Annotated in this window: 20 protein-coding genes; 12 read left to right on the forward strand and 8 right to left on the reverse strand. The window is 45.3% G+C overall.

All coding sequences use genetic code 11. The features are described from left to right. Positions 1-26 precede the first annotated feature (26 nt). From BAMF_RS28240 to mreBH, 3 genes are all read right to left on the reverse strand, one after another. Positions 27-1,259 carry an aminopeptidase gene (locus BAMF_RS28240; protein WP_013352106.1) on the reverse strand — a complete coding sequence of 411 codons (1,233 nt, stop codon included), beginning with the start codon at positions 1,257-1,259 and terminating at the stop codon, positions 27-29. Between the two features lie 100 nt (positions 1,260-1,359). Then, complete coding sequence (locus BAMF_RS41265) at positions 1,360-1,494, reverse strand: protein YkpC (RefSeq protein WP_013352107.1); 135 nt, start codon at positions 1,492-1,494, stop codon at positions 1,360-1,362. Positions 1,495-1,564: 70 nt separating this feature from the next. After that, complete coding sequence (gene mreBH / locus BAMF_RS28245) at positions 1,565-2,572, reverse strand: cell shape-determining protein MreBH (protein ID WP_013352108.1); 1,008 nt, start codon at positions 2,570-2,572, stop codon at positions 1,565-1,567. A gap of 268 nt (positions 2,573-2,840) precedes the next feature. Between mreBH and BAMF_RS28250 the strand changes: the two genes are divergently transcribed. The 5 genes from BAMF_RS28250 (at position 2,841) to ade (ending at position 8,020) form a co-directional block, all read left to right on the forward strand. Then, the gene (locus BAMF_RS28250; RefSeq protein ID WP_013352109.1) at positions 2,841-3,125 is read left to right on the forward strand and encodes an AbrB/MazE/SpoVT family DNA-binding domain-containing protein; all 285 of its coding nucleotides are present in this window, start codon (positions 2,841-2,843) and stop codon (positions 3,123-3,125) included. 172 nt (positions 3,126-3,297) lie between these two features. Beyond that, a complete protein-coding gene (locus BAMF_RS28255) occupies positions 3,298-4,602 on the forward strand; it encodes an ATP-binding protein (protein WP_013352110.1) in 1,305 nt (434 codons plus the stop codon). A 1-nt stretch (position 4,603) separates the two neighbouring features. Next, positions 4,604-5,431 (forward strand): gamma-glutamylcyclotransferase, encoded by an 828-nt coding sequence (locus BAMF_RS28260; RefSeq protein WP_013352111.1) that lies wholly within the window; start codon positions 4,604-4,606, stop codon positions 5,429-5,431. A gap of 40 nt (positions 5,432-5,471) precedes the next feature. After that, positions 5,472-6,137 (forward strand): Ktr system potassium transporter KtrC, encoded by a 666-nt coding sequence (gene ktrC, locus BAMF_RS28265; protein ID WP_003154554.1) that lies wholly within the window; start codon positions 5,472-5,474, stop codon positions 6,135-6,137. A 149-nt stretch (positions 6,138-6,286) separates the two neighbouring features. Then, a complete protein-coding gene (gene ade, locus BAMF_RS28270) occupies positions 6,287-8,020 on the forward strand; it encodes an adenine deaminase (RefSeq protein WP_013352112.1) in 1,734 nt (577 codons plus the stop codon). A gap of 36 nt (positions 8,021-8,056) precedes the next feature. Here ade and rnjA read toward each other — a convergent pair whose 3' ends face one another. After that, positions 8,057-9,724 carry a ribonuclease J1 gene (gene rnjA, locus BAMF_RS28275; RefSeq protein ID WP_013352113.1) on the reverse strand — a complete coding sequence of 556 codons (1,668 nt, stop codon included), beginning with the start codon at positions 9,722-9,724 and terminating at the stop codon, positions 8,057-8,059. A 5-nt stretch (positions 9,725-9,729) separates the two neighbouring features. Next, the gene (gene rnpZA, locus BAMF_RS28280; RefSeq protein ID WP_013352114.1) at positions 9,730-9,939 is read right to left on the reverse strand and encodes an RNA polymerase subunit omega 1; all 210 of its coding nucleotides are present in this window, start codon (positions 9,937-9,939) and stop codon (positions 9,730-9,732) included. Positions 9,940-10,291: 352 nt separating this feature from the next. Between rnpZA and BAMF_RS28285 the strand changes: the two genes are divergently transcribed. Further along, complete coding sequence (locus tag BAMF_RS28285; protein WP_013352115.1) at positions 10,292-11,065, forward strand: Cof-type HAD-IIB family hydrolase; 774 nt, start codon at positions 10,292-10,294, stop codon at positions 11,063-11,065. Between the two features lie 33 nt (positions 11,066-11,098). Here BAMF_RS28285 and def read toward each other — a convergent pair whose 3' ends face one another. Both def and BAMF_RS42225 read right to left on the reverse strand, forming a co-directional pair. Further along, positions 11,099-11,653: a peptide deformylase gene (def, locus tag BAMF_RS28290; RefSeq protein WP_013352116.1), complete on the reverse strand. Its 555-nt coding sequence runs from the start codon at positions 11,651-11,653 to the stop codon at positions 11,099-11,101. Positions 11,654-11,765: 112 nt separating this feature from the next. Continuing rightward, positions 11,766-11,951: a YjcZ family sporulation protein gene (locus BAMF_RS42225; protein WP_013352117.1), complete on the reverse strand. Its 186-nt coding sequence runs from the start codon at positions 11,949-11,951 to the stop codon at positions 11,766-11,768. 249 nt (positions 11,952-12,200) lie between these two features. Here BAMF_RS42225 and BAMF_RS28300 point away from each other — a divergent pair, with 249 nt between their 5' ends. From BAMF_RS28300 to lpdA, 5 genes are all read left to right on the forward strand, one after another. Next, positions 12,201-12,869, forward strand: a complete 669-nt coding sequence (locus BAMF_RS28300) for a YkyA family protein (RefSeq protein ID WP_014470451.1) — start codon at positions 12,201-12,203, stop codon at positions 12,867-12,869. 422 nt (positions 12,870-13,291) lie between these two features. Continuing rightward, complete coding sequence (gene pdhA, locus BAMF_RS28305; protein WP_013352119.1) at positions 13,292-14,407, forward strand: pyruvate dehydrogenase (acetyl-transferring) E1 component subunit alpha; 1,116 nt, start codon at positions 13,292-13,294, stop codon at positions 14,405-14,407. A 3-nt stretch (positions 14,408-14,410) separates the two neighbouring features. After that, entirely contained in the window at positions 14,411-15,388 is a 978-nt protein-coding gene (gene pdhB, locus BAMF_RS28310; RefSeq protein WP_013352120.1) for a pyruvate dehydrogenase complex E1 component subunit beta, read from the forward strand. A 122-nt stretch (positions 15,389-15,510) separates the two neighbouring features. Further along, positions 15,511-16,839 (forward strand): pyruvate dehydrogenase complex dihydrolipoyllysine-residue acetyltransferase, encoded by a 1,329-nt coding sequence (gene pdhC / locus BAMF_RS28315; RefSeq protein WP_013352121.1) that lies wholly within the window; start codon positions 15,511-15,513, stop codon positions 16,837-16,839. Positions 16,840-16,843: 4 nt separating this feature from the next. Continuing rightward, positions 16,844-18,256, forward strand: a complete 1,413-nt coding sequence (gene lpdA / locus BAMF_RS28320) for a dihydrolipoyl dehydrogenase (protein WP_013352122.1) — start codon at positions 16,844-16,846, stop codon at positions 18,254-18,256. Between the two features lie 49 nt (positions 18,257-18,305). On the opposite strand, the gene BAMF_RS28325 is transcribed toward lpdA, so the two are convergent. Continuing rightward, positions 18,306-18,680 carry a hypothetical protein gene (locus BAMF_RS28325; RefSeq protein WP_014470449.1) on the reverse strand — a complete coding sequence of 125 codons (375 nt, stop codon included), beginning with the start codon at positions 18,678-18,680 and terminating at the stop codon, positions 18,306-18,308. A 247-nt stretch (positions 18,681-18,927) separates the two neighbouring features. On the opposite strand from BAMF_RS28325, the gene BAMF_RS28330 reads away from it, so the two are divergent. Further along, positions 18,928-19,731, forward strand: coding sequence for a polysaccharide deacetylase family protein (locus tag BAMF_RS28330; RefSeq protein ID WP_013352124.1), 804 nt, complete (start codon positions 18,928-18,930; stop codon positions 19,729-19,731). The last annotated feature ends 2 nt before the right edge of the window (positions 19,732-19,733 follow it).

Below are 19,733 nucleotides of genomic sequence, written 5' to 3' on the forward strand. Positions count from 1 at the left end.
AGGAGGCCCAAGCGCCTCCTTTTTTATTAAAATGCCCAGTTTCCGTTTCTGAAGATCGGTTCTCTTTTGCCGTCAGCAGTGATGCCGTCGATATTCATATCTTTAGAACCGACCATGAAATCTACATGTGTAATGCTTTCGTTTAATCCTTCTTTGACAAGCTCTTCCCGTGTCATTTGTTTGCCGCCCTCAATATTAAAGGCATATGCACTGCCGATCGCCAAGTGGTTCGATGCGTTTTCATCGTACAGTGTGTTGTAAAATAAGATATTTGACTTTGAAATCGGCGAATCGTACGGCACTAAGGCCACTTCACCCAGATAGTGGGAGCCTTCATCGGTTTCAACGATGCCTTTTAAAATCTCTTCGCCTTTTTCAGCTTTCACATCAACAATACGGCCGTTTTCAAAGGTAAGAGTGAAGTTATCAATAATGTTGCCGCCGTAGCTCAGCGGTTTCGTGCTGGAAACCGTGCCGTTCACCCCGTCCCGCTGCGGAAGAGTAAAAACCTCTTCGGTCGGCATGTTGGCCATAAATTCATGCCCGCTTTCATTAACGCTTCCCGCGCCTGCCCACACATGTTTTTTCGGCAGTTCAATTGTTAAGTCTGTTCCTTCAGCCTGATAATGCAGGGCGCTGTAATGTTTTTTATTCAGGTGTTCCACTTTTTCATGAAGATTTTGATCATGTTTTTTCCAGGCTTCCACAGGGTTTTCTTCATTTACGCGGGTCGTTTTGAAAATTTCTTCCCACAAAAGCTGAACGGCTGTGTCTTCCGGCTGATCCGGAAACACTTTTTTCGCCCAGCCTGTTGAAGCCGCTCCGATCACCGTCCAGCTTACCTTATCAGATTGAATATATTGTCTGTATGTATGCAATGCTTTTCCGGCGGCTTTCTGGAACGCCGCAATCCGTTTGCCGTCAGTGCCTTTTAACAGGTCGGGGTCGGATGAGACGACTGAAATAAACGCAGCTCCTTTTTTCGCGAGCTCTTCTTTGCCTTTTGCTTCCCATTCAGGATACTCTTCAAACGCTTCAAACGGAGCCATCTCGTATTTTAATCTGGACAGTTCATCGTCCTGCCAATTCACGGTGACGTTTTTGGCGCCTTTTTCATACGAATGTTTGGCCAGCAGTCTGACAAGGTCCCGGACATCGGTTGAGGCATTGATTACGACATGCTGTCCTTTTTGGATGTTGACGCCGACTTCTACCGCCAGCTGAGCATATGTATTTAGCTTTTCAGTAAACGAACTCATCGTTCATTCCTCCTCATCGGTTTTTCTCATCATATCAAATAATGCCTCATAAAGGAAAGAAAGGAACGCAAAAGAAAAAGACACAGCCTTTGCTGCGCCTTTACGGGTGATTCAGTTTTACGGTGCCGCCGGCCGGAGAATGGGGCATATTGGCCAGTGAAATGCTCATACCCCCTAAAATAATTCCGCTTAAAATGACGGCTACCGCTACGCGTCTTCCCACATCTCTGAGCATATGCTTCCTCCTTAATGTTTCTCCAGTCTCACAATATGAGCCGGCCGGAGAAAAAAGAAGCACAATCTTATTATTTAATCGCTTTTTGCAGCTTGTCGATGACGTCTAACGAACGTCCCGTGCCGATAGCCACTGATTCAAGCGGATTTGCCGCCAAATGAACGGGAACGACGATTTCTTCTGTCAGCCATTCTTTCATCCCGTTTAAAAGCGCGCCCCCGCCGGTTAACACGACGCCGCGGTCAACGATATCTCCGCTGAGCTCTGGCGGACAATCTTCAAGCGTCGCTCTGATTGCTTCAAGAATATGTAGGAGCGATTCACGCATCGCGTGCTGAATTTCATTGGACTGCAGTCTGATTGTCTTCGGGAGACCGGTTACGAGGTCACGCCCGCGGATTTCCATCGTTTCCGGCACATGTTCAATCAATGCAAAGCCGATTTCCATTTTCACCTGTTCCGCCGTACGTTCCCCGATCAGCAGGTTGTATTTTTTTCTGACGAACGAAGCGATATCTTCATCAAGCTGGTCGCCGCCGATTCTGATGGAATGGCAGGATACGACGCCTCCGAATGAGATGATGGCCACTTCAGTCGTACCGCCCCCGATATCCACGACGACGTTTGCGACAGGTTCGTCAACCGGAAGATCGGCACCGATTGCAGCGGCTACGGGCTCTTCAATCAAGTGAACGTTTTTTGCTCCGCAGTTTTTGACAGCGTCACTGATAGCGCGGCGTTCAACGGCTGTTGAGCCTGAAGGCGTACAGACGACGACATTCGGTTTGCGGAAGGTCATCCCGATTTTCTTCCCGGCTTTTTTCATAATGTGTTTTAATAAGTCAGTTGTCATATCATAATCTGCAATGACACCGTCTTTCATCGGCCGTACGGCGATGATTTTCCCCGGCGTCTTTCCGATCATGCTTTTGGCATCCGTTCCGATGGCAAGCACCGCTTTCGTAGTTGTATCTACAGCGACAACAGAAGGCTCATTTAAAATAATTCCTTTATTTTTACTGTAAACAAGTATATTAGCGGTTCCTAAGTCGATTCCGATCTCAGTTGATTGAAACATTTTTTCACCCAATCCCTATCCTGATTTAATTGATTCTACATTTAAAGTTTCTGAGAAAAACCACGATTTTTGGGGGTTTCCGGCGGGAATGAAATGTTTTTGTAAAAAAGGAGGGAAAGTCTGTATTCCGTATTTCAAAAGGCTTTCTTTCTGTAAAGAACATTCATTTCCGGAAGCTGAGAAACTTTTGCTCCTTTACTTTCGTCTACGTTATGAATGATTTTCCTTGGACACATATAAGAGACATTAAAGGAAGTAGGGGATTTCTATGAAATCAATTGGTGTAGTAAGAAAAGTAGACGAACTCGGGCGTATTGTCATGCCGATTGAACTGAGAAGAGCATTGGATATCGCTATTAAAGATAGTATTGAATTTTTCGTTGACGGAGACAAAATTGTCTTGAAAAAATACAAGCCGCACGGCATTTGCTTAATGACCGGAGAAATTACCCCTGATAATCAGGAGTACGGCAACGGTAAAATCATCTTAAGCCCTGAAGGAGCGAAAATGCTGCTTGAGGAAATCGAGGAAGCATTAAAAGATAAATCATAATCAGCAAAAAGGGCGGAGCATTATTCCGCCCTTTTATTATGAAATTGTGTAAAAACTACCGGTAAAATAAAGCGAACCTGCTCAAATAATTGGGAATAGTTATCATTTTTTAGTCAATAAAGCGGTCAACAATGTTACAATATATGTAGAAATGCTAGCGGCAGGTGGGACTATGGGAAAATATCAAGCGCGTATCATTTCCTTAATCTTGGCAATGATTTTTATTATGTTTTGGGATTATATATTTTATATGATTGAACGGAATCCGATTAACTGGCCTGTTGACATCATCTTTACCGCCGTCACGTTAATCAGCGTCTGGCTGCTGGCTTATAAAGTAGATAATAAAAAGCAGCTGCTGGCCGAGCTGAAGGACAGCGAGCAGAAAGCAAAGGCGCTTTCAGATGAGAAAAACCGCATCATGGACAATCTGCAGGAAATTGTTTTTCAGACGGATTCGAAAGGGAATATTACATATTTGAATCAAGCCTGGACGGCGATTACGGGCCACTCCATCAGCGAATGTATGGGCACGATGTATAATGATTATTTTATAAAAGAAAAACATATCATTGATTATATTATCTCCCAAATCAAGCAGCAGGCTCCGTCAGGAATGTTTACAGCCAAATATATTAAAAGCGACGGCACTATCTTTTGGGGAGAAGTCCATTATAAGCTGTATTATGACCACAGACGGCAATTTGTCGGAAGCCTGGGGACGATGTCTGATATCAGCGAACGGAAAAAAGCGGTCGACGAGCTCTTGGAAACGAACGAACGGCTTGCCATGCAATCTCAAAAGCTGGCCATTGCCGGGGAGCTAGCGGCAGGTATCGCCCACGAAGTAAGGAATCCTTTAACGTCAGTCAGCGGGTTTCTCCAGCTGATGAAAGCTCAGTATCCGGAAAGAACGGATTATTTCGACATTATTTTTTCGGAGATTAAAAGGATTGATCTTGTGCTGGGAGAGCTTCTTCTGCTCGCCAAGCCGCAAACCGTGAATTTTACCGCTCATCACCTTAACCATATTTTAAAGCAGGTGGCGACGCTTCTTGACACGAACGCGGTGCTGTCAAACACTGTGATTGAGAAGGATTTCACGCAGACTGAGTCCTGTATAGTCAACGGTGACGAAAATCAGCTGAAGCAGGTATTTATCAATATTATTAAAAATGCGATTGAAGCGATGCCTGACGGCGGGAATATTCATATTTACACAAAACGTGATGAAGAAAATGCGGTGATCAGCATACAGGATGAAGGAAACGGCATGTCGAAAGAAAAGCTTGAAAACATCGGGAAACCATTTTTCTCAACAAAAGATCAGGGAACAGGCCTCGGACTTCCGATTTGTTTACGAATTCTGAAGGAGCATAATGGTAAACTTAACATTAAGAGCAAAAATGGAGAAGGCAGTACGTTTCAGGTGATTCTGCCGTTAGAAGCGGCTGCTGTCCAAAAGGAGGAAAAATAACTTGCTTCTTTTTGTATACGGTTTGTTACGGAAGCGTGAAGAGAAACATGAGCTGCTGAAAGGCGCTCCGTGTGTGTGCGAGCAGGCCGCGATAAACGGCGTCCTGTATAAAACAGATAAAGGTCAGCCTGCGGCGTCTTTAGCAGAAACAGCTTTTGTGTACGGGGAATTGTATGAAACAGATCATCAGATGATCCGTAAGCTGGATGCGCATTATGCCGATTTTGACCGGAAGGAAGTCGCCGTGACGACGGATGTCGGGAATAAAACCGCCTTCGCATATGTCCTAAAGCCGGAACAGTGTGCCTCATTCAGCCGGATCAAAAGCGGAGACTGGAAAGAATATCGTTTTATGAAACGGGAGGATGACAGCCCGGTTTATTATTTCGCTTACGGGTCCTGTATGGATAATGCCCGGTTTAAACAGGCGGGGGTCGATCACTTTTTTGCCGAGCCTGTCGGAGGTGCGGTTGTTGAAGGGTATTCCACGAGATTCACGTTAAGGCGTCCTGACGGTTCGAGAGCCGATCTTGTTGAAGACGGGGGACGGACTGAAGGCGTGCTGTACAAGCTCCCGTTTGAAGCGGCAACTTACCTGTACAAAAGAGAAGGTGTTGATAACCATACATACCGTCCCGCGTTCATAGAAGTATGTGCCGGCGGCCGCGTATACAGAGGCTGCCTGACGTTTCTAGTGCTTGATAAGGCAGAGGAAATCGCGCCTCCGGGTCACTACCAGGAAGAAATCGAACGCGGAGCCGACTTGTATTTATCGCCCGCCTTTTCAGAAAAGCTCAAACGCTATATGAACTCATTGCCGAAAATGTGATACTATTCCTAGTAGAGATATTGTTTAAAGGAGCACTGTTATGAGAAAAGAGTTTGCCGTCATCGGCCTCGGGCGCTTTGGCGGAAGTATTTGCAAAGCGTTAAGTGAAGAAGGCCTTGAGGTCATGGCGATGGATATTGATGAAGATAAAGTAAATGAATATGCCAAAATCGCATCACACGCAGTCATCGGAGATTCAACCGATGAATCGGTGCTGAAAAACTTAGGGCTGCGCAACTTTGACCACGTCATTGTGGCAATCGGCGAAAATATACAGGCGAGCATTTTAACGACGCTGATCTTAAAGGAACTCGGCGTTAACACAATCACGGTCAAAGCGCAGAACGATTATCATGAAAAAGTGCTTGCGAAAATCGGGGCTGATCACATCGTCCACCCTGAGCGAGACATGGCAAAGCGCATCGCCCATAACATCGTATCAAATAATGTGCTTGATTATTTAGAGCTGTCCGACGAACACAGCATTGTGGAGATCGTGGCCAACAGCAGGCTTGCGGGTAACACACTGCTTGATCTGGACATCCGGGCGAAGTACGGCATTAATATCGTGGCCATCAAGAGAGAAAAAGAAGTGATCGTATCTCCGCTGGCGACTGAAATGATCCAAAAAGAAGATATTCTCATCGTTATCGGCTCTCTTACGGATATTTCCCGATTCGAAAAAAGAGTGCTTCATACAAAGTGAAAAGCCGTCCGTAAAAGGACGGTCTTTTTTATATGTCAGAATAGAAAGACATTTATCGTGTAAGCGGTATTTTCTGCAGTTTTTATTGACTATGATCAGGCGATCCGATAGCATATTGTACCATATAAAGAAAAAGAGGAGGCCTCATTTTGAACAAAGAAACACTGGCTGAACGGCTGAATGCATCAGCCGGCAGACAAAAAGCCGATACCGTCATTAAAAACGGAAAAATCATGGATGTATTTAACCAGGAATGGATTTCTGCAGATATCGCCATTACGGACGGAGTGATTGTCGGATTGGGCGAGTATGAAGGGAAAGAAGTCATTGATGCAGAAGGTCAAATGATCGTTCCGGGCTTTATTGACGGACATGTTCATATCGAGTCCTCTATGGTTACTCCGATTGAATTTGCAAAAGCCGTCCTCCCCCACGGAGTGACTACTGTCATTACTGATCCTCACGAAATTGCGAACGTTTCCGGGGCAAAAGGCATTTCATTTATGATAGAGCAGGCGAAAAAAGCGCCTCTGAACATTCGTTTCATGCTTCCTTCCTGTGTTCCCGCGGCAAGCTTTGAACGCTCAGGAGCTGTATTAAAAGCCGCAGATTTAAAGCCTTTTTATCAGGAAAAAGAGGTGCTGGGGCTTGCGGAAGTTATGGATTATGTGTCTGTTGCGGAAGGCGAAGAGGATATGCTTGAGAAACTGCTTGATGCCAAGCATCACGGAAAGCGGATTGACGGGCATTTAGCCGGACTGTCTTCAGATATCATCAATATATACAGGACCGCATCGGTGTCAAATGATCATGAAGTGACGACAAAAGCCGAGGCGCTGGACAGAATCAGACGGGGAATGTATGTCATGCTGCGCGAAGGATCGGTGGCTAAAAATACGCTCAATGTGCTGCCGGCGGTGAATGAAAAAAATGCACGGCGCTTTTTCTTTTGTACGGATGATAAACATGTAGACGATCTGCTTTCAGAAGGAAGTGTGAACCACCAAGTCAAAATGGCGATAAAGGCGGGACTTGATCCATTCCTTGCGTATCAGCTCGCCAGCTTAAATGCGGCCGAGTGCTACGACCTTGAAACAAAAGGGGCGGTTGCGCCGGGTTTTGACGCAGATCTGCTGTTTATTTCAGATTTGCGGGAGGCTGCCGTCACGAAGACCATGGTCGCCGGACGGACCGTTGCCGAGAACGGACGCACGGTTTATGAACAGTCTGCCGGCTCTTATTCTCCGGATCAGGCGCTGTTGGATACAGTGCGGCTGAAAGCGCCGCTCACTGAATCTGATTTTCATATGCCGATTCAAGAGGGCAGGCAAATGAATGTAATCGAAATCATACCGAATCATTTGGAAACGAGGAAAAAAGAAGTGCCTGCGCCATCTGCTGACGCATTTTGTTCTGATACACAAAATGATTTATTAAAAATCGCCGTCGCAGAGCGGCACAGCGGAGAAAAAATGATAGGGCTCGGAATTGTACAAGGATTCGGGTTAAAAGAAGGCGCCATTGCCACAACCATTTCTCACGATTCCCACAATATCATCGCTGTCGGTACAAACGATGCCGATTTGGCAAGAGCAATCAACAGGCTCCGTGACACCGGGGGAGGGTTAACAGCCGTGAAAAACGGAGAATTGCTTCACTCTGTTCCGCTTCCGATCGCCGGGCTTTTGTCTGATAAGTCCGCGGAATGGGTGAATGACAGTTTGGGCGTGCTTCATGAAAAGCTTCCTCTGCTCGGATTCACCGGTGATTTCAACCCGTTTCTCACATTATCGTTTTTAGCGCTTCCCGTCATTCCGGACATTAAAATGACGGCAGCGGGTCTGTTTGATGTTAAGGCCTTTCAGCATATTCCGCTTCAATAAAAAAACTGCACTCGTGATGAGTGCAGTTTTTTTATTTTAGACCTCCATAATGATCGGAAGGATCATCGGGCGGCGTTTTGTTTTTTCGTATAGGAACGGAGCAAGCGTGTCGGTGATTTCGTTTTTAATTTCGGACCACTGCGTTGTTTTCCGATCCATTACTTTCTCCAGATGGTTCGAAATGAGCTGCTGCGCGTCGTTGATTAAATCACCGGATTCTCTCATGTATACAAAACCTCTTGAAATTAAATCAGGTCCTGCTGATACCTTAAAGTCATCCATATTGATGCTGACAACAACGATAACAAGGCCTTCTTCTGAAAGAATGCGGCGGTCGCGGAGCACGATATTGCCGATATCACCGATTCCGCTTCCGTCAATGTAAACGGAGCCGGACGGAATTTTGCCTGCAACAGCGGCTTCTTCTCCTTTGAGCGCGAGCACTTCGCCATTGTCCATGATGAAGCAGTTTTCTTCAGGTATGCCGCAATCAGTCGCGAGTTTGACGTGCATTTTCTGCATTCTGTACTCCCCGTGAATCGGCATGAAGAACTTCGGTTTGATCAGGCGGAGCATTAATTTCTGTTCTTCCTGTCCGCCGTGTCCGGATGTATGAATGTCATTCAATGAACCGTGAATGACTTCAGCGCCCGCACGGTATAACTGGTTGATGGTGCGGCTTACGCTGATTGTGTTTCCGGGAATCGGAGAGGAAGAAAAGACGACCGTATCTCCGGGGTTAATGGATATCTGACGGTGCGTGCCGTTAGCGATGCGTGATAACGCCGCCATCGGTTCACCCTGGCTTCCCGTACATAAAATCGTTACTTTATTGGCAGGCATACGATTGATTTCGTTATGCTCAATAAACGTATTTTTAGGACAGCTGATGTACCCGAGAGTTTGTCCGATTTCAATAGCCGATTCCATGCTGCGTCCGAATACGGCAACTTTTCTGCCGTTTAAAACGGCTGCTTCAATCACCTGCTGAAGCCGGTGTATGTTCGAAGCAAATGTCGCAAATATAATTCTGCCGTCCACTTTTCGGAAAATATCGTGAATGCTTTCGCCTACGCGGCGTTCTGACATGGTGAAATCGGGCACCTCACTGTTTGTACTGTCAGAAAGCAGGCACAAGACGCCTTCTTTCCCGATTTCGGCCATCTTTGTCAGGTTTGCCGGTTCGCCTACCGGTGTAAAGTCGAACTTAAAGTCCCCGGTATGTACGATATTGCCTGGCGGTGTTTTGACGACGATTCCGTATGAATCCGGAATGCTGTGTGTCGTTCTGAAGAAGGATACAGACGTCTTCCGGAACTTAACGATGTCATCTTCACCGATGATGTTTAATTTGGTCTGTCTTAACAGCCCGTGCTCTTCAAGTTTATTCCGAAGTAAGCCGATCGCGAGTTTACCGCCGTAAACGGGAATATTTACTTGTCTGAGCAGGTACGGAATACCGCCGATATGGTCTTCGTGACCGTGGGTGATAAACAGACCTTTAATTTTATCTTCGTTTTTTACTAAATACGTGTAATCAGGGATTACGTAATCAATGCCGAGAAGTTCATCTTCAGGAAACTTGATTCCCGCATCAATCAGTACAATTTCATCCTGAAACTGCACCCCATACGTATTTTTCCCGATCTCGCCCAATCCGCCGAGGGCGAAAACGGCAGTCTGGTCATTTTTTACAAATTTCATTCCGCTCATAACTCCAATACTTTAAAATTTTCGCTCTGCTTCTCATATTCTAAAAAAGCACCGTCCACAGGCTGAACAAATTCAATGTTGAATTTCTTATCTTTCAGTTTCGTTCTGACGTCCCGTTCTGAAACGCCCTCAATGTAAAGTGAATCTGTTTTTTCCCGAACAGGTACTTCGTCAGCCTTCTCTTGATAAAATACCTTATAAATCATCCAAATCTCTCCTTAAATGCCGTATGTTAGACTCGCTTATTCTATTATATTCGAAAACGGATTATAAGGAAAGTCTCGAGCAAAAAAGGGACTTTCAAAAACCGAAAGATCCCTTTACGCGATGACTTTTTTTCGGAGCATTCCGCCCCACTGTCTTCTGAGTTTCTTCCGTAAACGGCGCAGCATCGTATTCCTCCTTTGAAGCCCTTATAGCAGTAGTATGCGGAAAAACAGAATTTGTTTTCGTGGGTAAAATTGGAATTTCGTCAAGGCGGTTTGCCGGAAGAAAAACTTTCTGTATGATGATATTGAAAAAGACACGACTGATAAACGGGATAAAGGAGAAATCGATATGAAACCAAAACTGATCTTTTTTGATATTGACGGCACGATCTATGACCATGATAAACATATCCCTGATAGTACAAGAAGCGCCGTGGCGGCGCTTAAAGAGGCCGGCCATCATGTTTTTATCGCCAGCGGAAGGTCTCCGTTTATGGTTAGACCGATTCTGGAAGAGCTTGAGATCGAGTCATTTATCTCATACAACGGCCAGTTTGTGGTGTTTGAAGGAGAAGTCATTTATAAAAACCCGCTTCCGGAAGATGCGGTCGCGCGTTTATTAAAGCAGGCGTCAGAAGGGGAGCACCCCGTTGTATTTATGGCGGAAGACACGATGAAGACGACCGTCCCCGGGCATCCGCACGTCACCGAAGGAATCGGCAGTCTGAAAGCCCCTTATCCCGAGGTTGATGAAACATTTTATAAAGGGAAAGAAATTTATCAGCTCCTTTTATTCTGCCGCGGACATGAAGAAAAAGCGTATGCCGCTTTTCCGGAGTTTGATTATGTCCGCTGGCATGAACTGTCAACGGACGTGCTTCCGAAGGGCGGTTCAAAAGCGGAGGGCATTAAAAGAGTGCTTGAGCGGCTTCCGTACGACATAAGCGACACTTATGCCTTCGGCGACGGACTGAATGATCTTGAGATGATCAGTTTTGTCGGCACCGGCGTGGCGATGGGAAATGCAGTTCCAGAATTAAAGGCTGCCGCTGATTTCGTCACAAAATCGGTGGATGAAGAAGGAATCAGCTGGGCTGTCAAAGAACTGGGCCTTCTGAAATAAAGAAAACCGGCACTTTGAGAAGTGCCGGTTTTTTTAACGGTCAATGGCAATAGCGTTTTCAGGTTCTTTAAACGGATTTTCTTTATCGATATGATCGTAAAACATAACGCCGTTCAGATGGTCGATTTCGTGCTGAAACACAATCGCCGGAAAACCTTTGAGACGAATGTCAATCTGTTCACCTTCAAGCGTCGTCGCCTTTACGCGGATGCGGGCGTAGCGAGGCACATAGCCAGGGATGGGTTCGTCTACCGACAGGCAGCCTTCTCCGCTCGTCAAGTAGCTTTTTTCTACTGAGTGGCTGACGATCTTAGGGTTAAAAAGAGCATAGCTGTATAAAGTGCCTTTCGCATCTTCTGCATGAACGGCGATCATCCGTTTTTTTACGGCTGTTTGCGGAGCGGCAAGACCGACACCGGGACGAAGCTCGTATTTCTCGGCTAATTCAGGATTTTGACTGTTTTTCACAAACTCAATCATATCAGCAAGTTGCTGTTTTTCTTCATCAGAAGCGGGAAGCTGAACCTCTTCAGCGATCTCTCTGAGCGCGGGATGTCCGTCACGGACAATATTTTCCATAGTAATCAAGAAACTTCACTCCTAAAGCTTAATATGTAAATTATAGCGAATTTCTTTATCGCAGCGCAATGAAACAATTGGCCAGCCATAGGAGGCTGGCCGATGTTTATGGGGTGCCAGTTCAGCAGCCGCAGCCTAAATAAGCTGCACCGACGATGATTAATAAGATAAACAATACTACGATTAATGCGAACGTGCGGCCGTATCCGCCTCCGCCGCCGTATCCGTAACCGCCGCCGTAACCGTATCCACCTCCGAAACCGCCTCCGCAGCAACCGCCGCCAAATCCGTATCCATATCCGTACATAAATAAACCCTCCTCTTTTAATTACGCTGACCCTTTATCAGCAGGGCCGGCGTCTACTATAAACTATGTAAAAGCCGGAAAGATGTATGGTCATCCGCCCTGTTTTCTCAATTTTTTACGCAAGTATTCTCTGACAGCGCCATAATCGTCTTTACCCAGAAGATTCCGGGACTACCAATTACAGCTCAGCTATTGTCAAACGGCGTCCGGGCTTCTATAGTGGAAATTGTCAAGATTGGGGGATTTTAAGTGAACATGATACAAAAAAAAGTGTTAGCGGGAATCGGAGCGCTCGGCGCCGCAAGTATGCTGCTTGCAGGCTGCGGGGGAAAAGATCCGGTTGAAACGCTTCATGATTCGATGGAAAAAGCCGTACAAGCGGAAAAACCGTTTCAAAAGGAGCAGAAAACGTTAGAAAAATTGGAGAAAAAAGAAGATGAGCTGTATAACGAAGTGATTCAGCTCAATATGAACGATTACGCCAAAATCGTTTCACTTTCAGACGAGGCCCTTAAAAACACGGAACAGCGCAAGCAGCATTTAAAAACGGAAAAAGACAGTATAGACAATTCAGAAAAAGAATTTGAAGCCGTCACCCAAACAGCCGGCTCGATTAAAGATCAATCCATTAAGAAAAAGGCAAAAGCAGCTGCCGCACATATGGAAAAACGCTATGACTTATACGGCGCACTCTATAAAGACTATATGAAAGCCATTCAATATGATAAAGAATTGTACAGCATCATTAAGAAAAAAGACTTAACAGCAGAAGACCTTGACAAGCAGATCAGCAAAGTAAACGATTCCTACAAAAAGGTGTTAAAGCAGGCTGGGGCGTTTAACAAGCAGACAAAAGAGTATAATCAGGCCAGAGAAGAACTGTATAAAGAGGCTGGCTTTCATGTCAATGAAAACTGAAAATGATGGAAGGTGCCGGGTACCCGGCACCTTTTTTGATGCCAAAAAACGGATATGCAATTCTATTGTAGTACAGTGAGTGTATGTATACTAGTACAGTTTGCGTCTGATGGACAGCTTGTTCCGACGGAAAAATTTAAAGCGAATACATTTATTTAAAATCAACATCCAAAACGATTGACGGGTCTTCTTTATTTGGTGTAAACTAATCCATGTCAAGCGGTGTTGTATCAGTCATTTACAACTCCGCAATAATACAGTTCAGATCAGATAGTGATGATCCTACATAAAGGTTTCGGCAAACTGGGGATAGGCTAAATATATACGACTTGCTGCTAATACTTTAGGGTATCCTAAGTTTGTATGTATAAAGGAATGCACGTCTAATGACTGTTTAAAAGAAAGGAAGAGGTGACTTTAGTATGGCTGCAAAAACGAAAAAAACAATCGTTGACAGTAAGAAGCAATTTGATGCCATTAAGAAGCAGTTCGAAACGTTCCAAATTTTAAATGAAAAGGGAGAAGTCGTGAATGAAGCGGCGATGCCTGATTTAACAGATGATCAATTAAAAGAGCTTATGCGCCGCATGGTATACACACGCGTGCTTGATCAGCGCTCTATTTCATTAAACCGTCAGGGACGTCTCGGTTTCTACGCTCCTACTGCCGGCCAGGAAGCTTCACAAATCGCAACGCATTTCGCGCTTGAAAAAGAAGATTTCGTTCTTCCGGGCTACCGTGATGTGCCGCAATTAATCTGGCACGGTCTGCCGCTTTACCAAGCGTTCTTATTCTCTCGCGGACACTTCCGCGGAAACCAAATGCCTGATGATGTGAACGCCCTTTCTCCGCAAATCATTATCGGTGCTCAATACATCCAAACTGCCGGTGTGGCGCTTGGTCTTAAAAAACGGGGCAAAAAAGCCGTAGCTATCACTTACACAGGTGACGGCGGCGCCTCTCAAGGGGACTTCTACGAAGGAATCAACTTTGCCGGAGCTTACAAAGCACCTGCAATCTTCGTAGTGCAAAACAACCGCTATGCGATTTCAACACCTGTTGAAAAACAATCAGCGGCTCAAACGATCGCTCAAAAAGCAGCGGCAGCAGGTATTGTCGGCGTTCAGGTTGACGGTATGGATGCTCTTGCGGTGTACGCTGCAACTGCTGAAGCACGCGAACGCGCAATCAACGGCGAAGGTCCGACACTGATCGAAACACTTACGTTCCGTTACGGTCCGCACACAATGGCCGGTGACGATCCGACAAAATACCGTACGAAAGAAATCGAAAACGAATGGGAGCAGAAAGATCCGCTCGTACGTTTCCGCGCTTTCCTTGAAAACAAAGGCCTGTGGTCTGAAGAAGAAGAAAGCAAAGTAATTGAGGCTGCAAAAGAAGAAATTAAGCAGGCCATCAAAAAAGCAGATGCAGAACCGAAACAAAAAGTGACTGATTTAATCAAAATCATGCACGAAGAATTGCCTTACAACCTAAAAGAGCAATTAGAAACTTATACACAGAAGGAGTCGAAGTAAGCCATGGCGCAAATGACAATGATTCAAGCAATCACGGATGCGTTACGCACAGAACTGAAAAATGACGAAAATGTCTTAGTTTTCGGAGAAGACGTTGGTGTGAACGGCGGCGTATTCCGTGCGACAGAAGGATTGCAAAAAGAATTCGGTGAAGACCGTGTGTTTGACACACCGCTTGCTGAATCTGGTATCGGCGGTCTTGCCCTTGGTTTAGGCTTAAACGGTTTCCGTCCGGTAATGGAAATCCAATTCTTCGGATTTGTTTATGAAGTAATGGATTCAGTTTCTGGTCAAATGGCCCGTATGCGCTACCGTTCTGGCGGACGCTGGACTTCACCTGTAACAATCCGCTCTCCATTCGGCGGCGGTGTTCACACTCCTGAACTTCACGCTGACAGCTTAGAAGGCCTTGTAGCTCAGCAGCCGGGTATTAAAGTCGTTATTCCGTCTACTCCGTATGACGCAAAAGGACTTTTAATTTCTGCAATTCGTGACAACGACCCTGTCGTTTTCTTAGAGCATATGAAACTTTACCGTTCTTTCCGTCAGGAAGTTCCTGAGGAAGAATACACAATCGAGCTTGGCAAAGCTGATGTGAAACGCGAAGGTACTGACCTTTCTATCATCACATACGGAGCGATGGTTCATGAGTCGCTTAAAGCTGCCGAAGAGCTTGAAAAAGAAGGCGTTTCTGCTGAAGTTATCGACCTTCGCACTGTAAGCCCGCTTGATATCGACACAATTATTGCTTCTGTTGAAAAAACAGGCCGCGCAATTGTCGTTCAAGAGGCTCAAAAACAAGCAGGTGTCGGCGCCAACGTTGTTGCTGAAATCAACGACCGCGCGATCCTGAGCCTGGAAGCTCCGGTACTGCGTGTCGCAGCGCCTGATACAGTATTTCCTTTCTCGCAAGCTGAGAGCGTATGGCTTCCAAACCATAAAGACGTTCTTGAAACTGCGAAAAAAGTTCTTGAATTTTAATCAGGCTTCATAACAGGAGGAAAAGACACGTTCTTTTCCTCTATTAAAAAACCTGTTTTAGAGGTTCAATGCTTGCGTATGCATAACTAAAATTTGCTTAATCAACTAGGAGGTCGAAAACTGTGGCATTTGAATTTAAACTTCCGGATATCGGGGAAGGTATCCACGAAGGCGAAATCGTAAAATGGTTTGTTAAGCCAAACGACGAGGTAGAAGAAGACGATGTACTGGCTGAAGTGCAAAATGATAAAGCAGTGGTAGAAATTCCTTCACCTGTTAAAGGAAAAGTATTAGAATTAAAAGTTGAAGAGGGAACGGTTGCAACTGTTGGACAAACGATTATTACGTTTGACGCACCTGGTTACGAAGATCTTCAATTTAAAGGAAGCGACGAATCCGGCGATGCGAAAACTGAAGCGCAAGTTCAGTCTTCAGCTGAAGCAGGACAGGACGTAGCGAAAGAAGAACGCGCAGCAGAGCCTGCAAAAGAAACCGGCGCAGGACAGCAGGACCAAGCGGAAGCTGATCCGAACAAACGCGTGATCGCTATGCCTTCCGTACGCAAATATGCCCGTGAAAAAGGCGTTGATATCCGCAAAGTTACAGGTTCAGGAAATAACGGACGTGTTGTAAAAGAAGATATCGACAGCTTTGTAAACGGAGGAGCGGCTCAAGAAGCGGCACCGCAAAAAACAGCAGCACCTCAGGAAACAGCTAAACCTGCAGCAGCTCAAGCTCCTGAAGGCGAATTCCCTGAAACACGCGAAAAAATGAGCGGTATCCGTAAAGCGATTGCTAAAGCAATGGTGAACTCTAAGCATACTGCACCGCACGTAACTCTTATGGATGAAGTTGACGTAACAAATCTTGTTGCTCACCGCAAACAGTTCAAACAAGTTGCTGCTGATCAAGGCATCAAGCTGACTTACCTGCCTTACGTCGTAAAAGCATTAACATCTGCTCTGAAAAAATTCCCTGTTTTAAACACATCTATTGATGATAAAACAGATGAAGTGATCCAAAAACATTATTTCAACATCGGAATTGCAGCGGATACTGAAAAAGGCTTGCTTGTGCCAGTAGTGAAAAATGCCGACCGTAAAGCCGTTTTCGAAATCTCTGATGAAATCAACAGCCTTGCTACAAAAGCGCGTGAAGGCAAGCTTGCACCTGCGGAAATGAAAGGCGCTTCTTGCACAATCACAAATATCGGTTCTGCCGGAGGCCAATGGTTCACACCGGTTATCAACCACCCAGAGGTTGCGATTCTCGGTATCGGCCGCATCGCTGAAAAAGCGATCGTCCGCGACGGTGAAATTGTAGCTGCTCCTGTCTTAGCTCTTTCTCTCAGCTTTGACCACCGTATGATTGACGGAGCAACTGCACAAAATGCGTTAAACCACATCAAGCGTTTACTGAACGATCCACAACTTATTTTAATGGAGGCGTAATGTTATGGTAGTAGGAGATTTCCCTATTGAAACAGATACTCTTGTGATTGGTGCGGGACCTGGCGGCTATGTAGCTGCCATCCGCGCTGCTCAGCTTGGACAAAAAGTAACAGTCGTTGAAAAAGGAACTCTTGGTGGCGTTTGTCTGAACGTCGGCTGTATTCCTTCAAAAGCGCTTATCAATGCAGGCCATCGTTACGAGAATGCAAAACATTCAGATGACATGGGAATCACTGCTGAGAACGTAAAAGTTGACTTTACAAAAGTCCAAGAATGGAAAGCTTCTGTTGTAAATAAGCTTACTGGCGGTGTTGCAGGTCTTTTAAAAGGAAATAAAGTCGAAGTTGTAAAAGGCGAAGCTTATTTCGTAGACAGCAACTCTGTCCGCGTAATGGATGAGAACTCTGCGCAAACATATACATTTAAAAACGCGATCATTGCTACCGGTTCTCGCCCTATCGAATTGCCAAACTTCAAATATAGCGAACGCGTTCTGAACTCTACAGGCGCACTGGCGCTTAAAGAAATTCCGAAAAAGCTCGTTGTTATCGGCGGCGGATACATCGGTACTGAGCTTGGAACAGCGTATGCAAACTTTGGAACTGAATTGGTTATTTTAGAAGGCGGAGATGAAATTCTTCCTGGCTTCGAAAAACAAATGAGTTCTCTTGTTACCCGCAGACTGAAGAAAAAAGGCAACGTTGAAATTCATACAAGCGCTATGGCTAAAGGCGTTGAAGAAAGACCTGACGGCGTAACAGTTACATTCGAAGTAAAAGGCGAAGAAAAAACGGTTGATGCTGATTACGTATTAATCACTGTCGGACGCCGTCCGAACACTGATGAGCTCGGTCTTGAGCAAGTCGGTATCGAAATGACTGACCGCGGTGTCATTAAAACAGACAAGCAGTGCCGCACAAACGTACCGAACATTTACGCAATCGGTGACATCATTGACGGACCTCCATTGGCTCACAAAGCGTCTTACGAAGGTAAAATCGCTGCGGAAGCTATTGCAGGAGAGCCTGCTGAAATCGATTACCTCGGTATTCCGGCGGTTGTATTCTCTGAGCCTGAACTGGCTTCTGTCGGTTACACTGAAGCACAGGCGAAAGAAGAAGGCATTGAAGTCGTTGCTGCCAAATTCCCGTTTGCAGCAAACGGACGCGCGCTGTCTCTTAACGAAACTGACGGCTTCATGAAGCTGATCACTCGTAAAGAAGATGGTCTTGTGATCGGTGCGCAAATTGCCGGCGCAAGCGCTTCTGACATGATTTCTGAATTGAGCCTGTCGATCGAAGGCGGAATGACTGCTGAAGATATCGCAATGACAATTCACGCTCACCCGACATTGGGCGAAATCACAATGGAAGCTGCCGAAGTAGCAATCGGAAGCCCGATCCACATCGTAAAATAATCATTAATAAGCAAAGAAATAGCCTCCGCTTTAAAGCGGGGGGCTGTTTTTATTTTGCAAGCACATGCTGCATGGGCTTGATGATATCCTCTTTTTTCTTTACGGCGCCTTCAATCTTCATGACAACATGCCGGTGATTGATCACCATTAAAGCCGGGAACGTGTTGATTTCTTCTTCCCAGCCCTTTCTGTTGTCATAAACCTTCATTTGATCGACATGATGGGGATATTTCTTTTCTAAATCAAGAATCGCGTCGTAGTAAGGGACTTCTTTATCTATATGATTTTCATCGGAAAAAAACAAGATTTGAGTGTGATGTATGCTGTCGATCCGGTTATTTTTGAATGGACTGACAGTAGAAACCGAACAGCTTGACAGAACGAACAGCATCAAAAAAAAGGGAATCACCGTACGGTAGCGCATCTATCTTTCTCCTCTGTTTTATATAATATATTGGATCATCCATTAATAAGGACTATATCAAGTGTATCACGAGAGGTGAAAAACCTAAGGCTTGTTACTTAATTGTTATATAATTGAAACCGTTTTTAATGAAGAAATAATACGTGTGACAACTTCGGCCGCCGATGTGTAACAAAGGCACATTTGTTTTTCGTGAGAGCGCTGTTTTTCGTTATACTGTGGGCAAAACCATCAGGAGGGATTGCCAATGTATAAAGCCGCTGCAGCAGTCATGTGTATGTGCTTCCTCGTCGGCTGCCAATCAAATGAAAAGACGCAAACAAACAATCGGCCCCATTCTCAAGCCGCGGTCGATCATGCCAAACAGGAAAACGATCATACAAAAGAGGAAAAGCAGAAAAAACAGAAGGCAGAGCCCCGTTACTATATCAACCCGAAATCCTTTGCCGTGGAAAAACTGGATGACCAAAAAGACAAAAAACCGATCGCATTGTTAACGATAGATGATGCACCTGATCAGCATGCCGCTGAGATTGCGGACAAACTGCATGATCTCCATGCGTCAGCGATCTTTTTTGTAAACGGTCAATTTTTGAAAAAAGATGAAAACAAGAAAGCGCTTAAGCATATTCATGAGTTAGGGTTTATGGTCGGAAATCATACAATGACTCATCAAGATTTGAAAGACCTTTCCGAACAAAAACAACGGGAAGAAATCATCGGTGTTAATAAAGCGGTTGAGAAGGTAATCGGGGAAAAACCGGCATTTTTCAGGGCGCCTTTCGGAAGCAATACGGACTACAGTGACAAACTCATACAAAAAGAAGGTATGATGAAAATGAACTGGACCTTCGGCTATGATTGGGAGCAGAAATATCAATCCAAAAAAGCGCTTACCGATATAACGCTGAGCAGCCCTTATCTGAAGGACGGCGCCAACATATTAATGCATGACCGAAAATGGACGGCTGAAGCCATACCGGACATTGTAAAAGGATTGCGTAATAAAGGATATACCGTGATTGATCCTCGGGAAATAAAAAGACCGTAAAA

The sequence above is a fragment of the Bacillus amyloliquefaciens DSM 7 = ATCC 23350 genome (genome assembly GCF_000196735.1).
GTDB classification, from domain to species: domain Bacteria; phylum Bacillota; class Bacilli; order Bacillales; family Bacillaceae; genus Bacillus; species Bacillus amyloliquefaciens.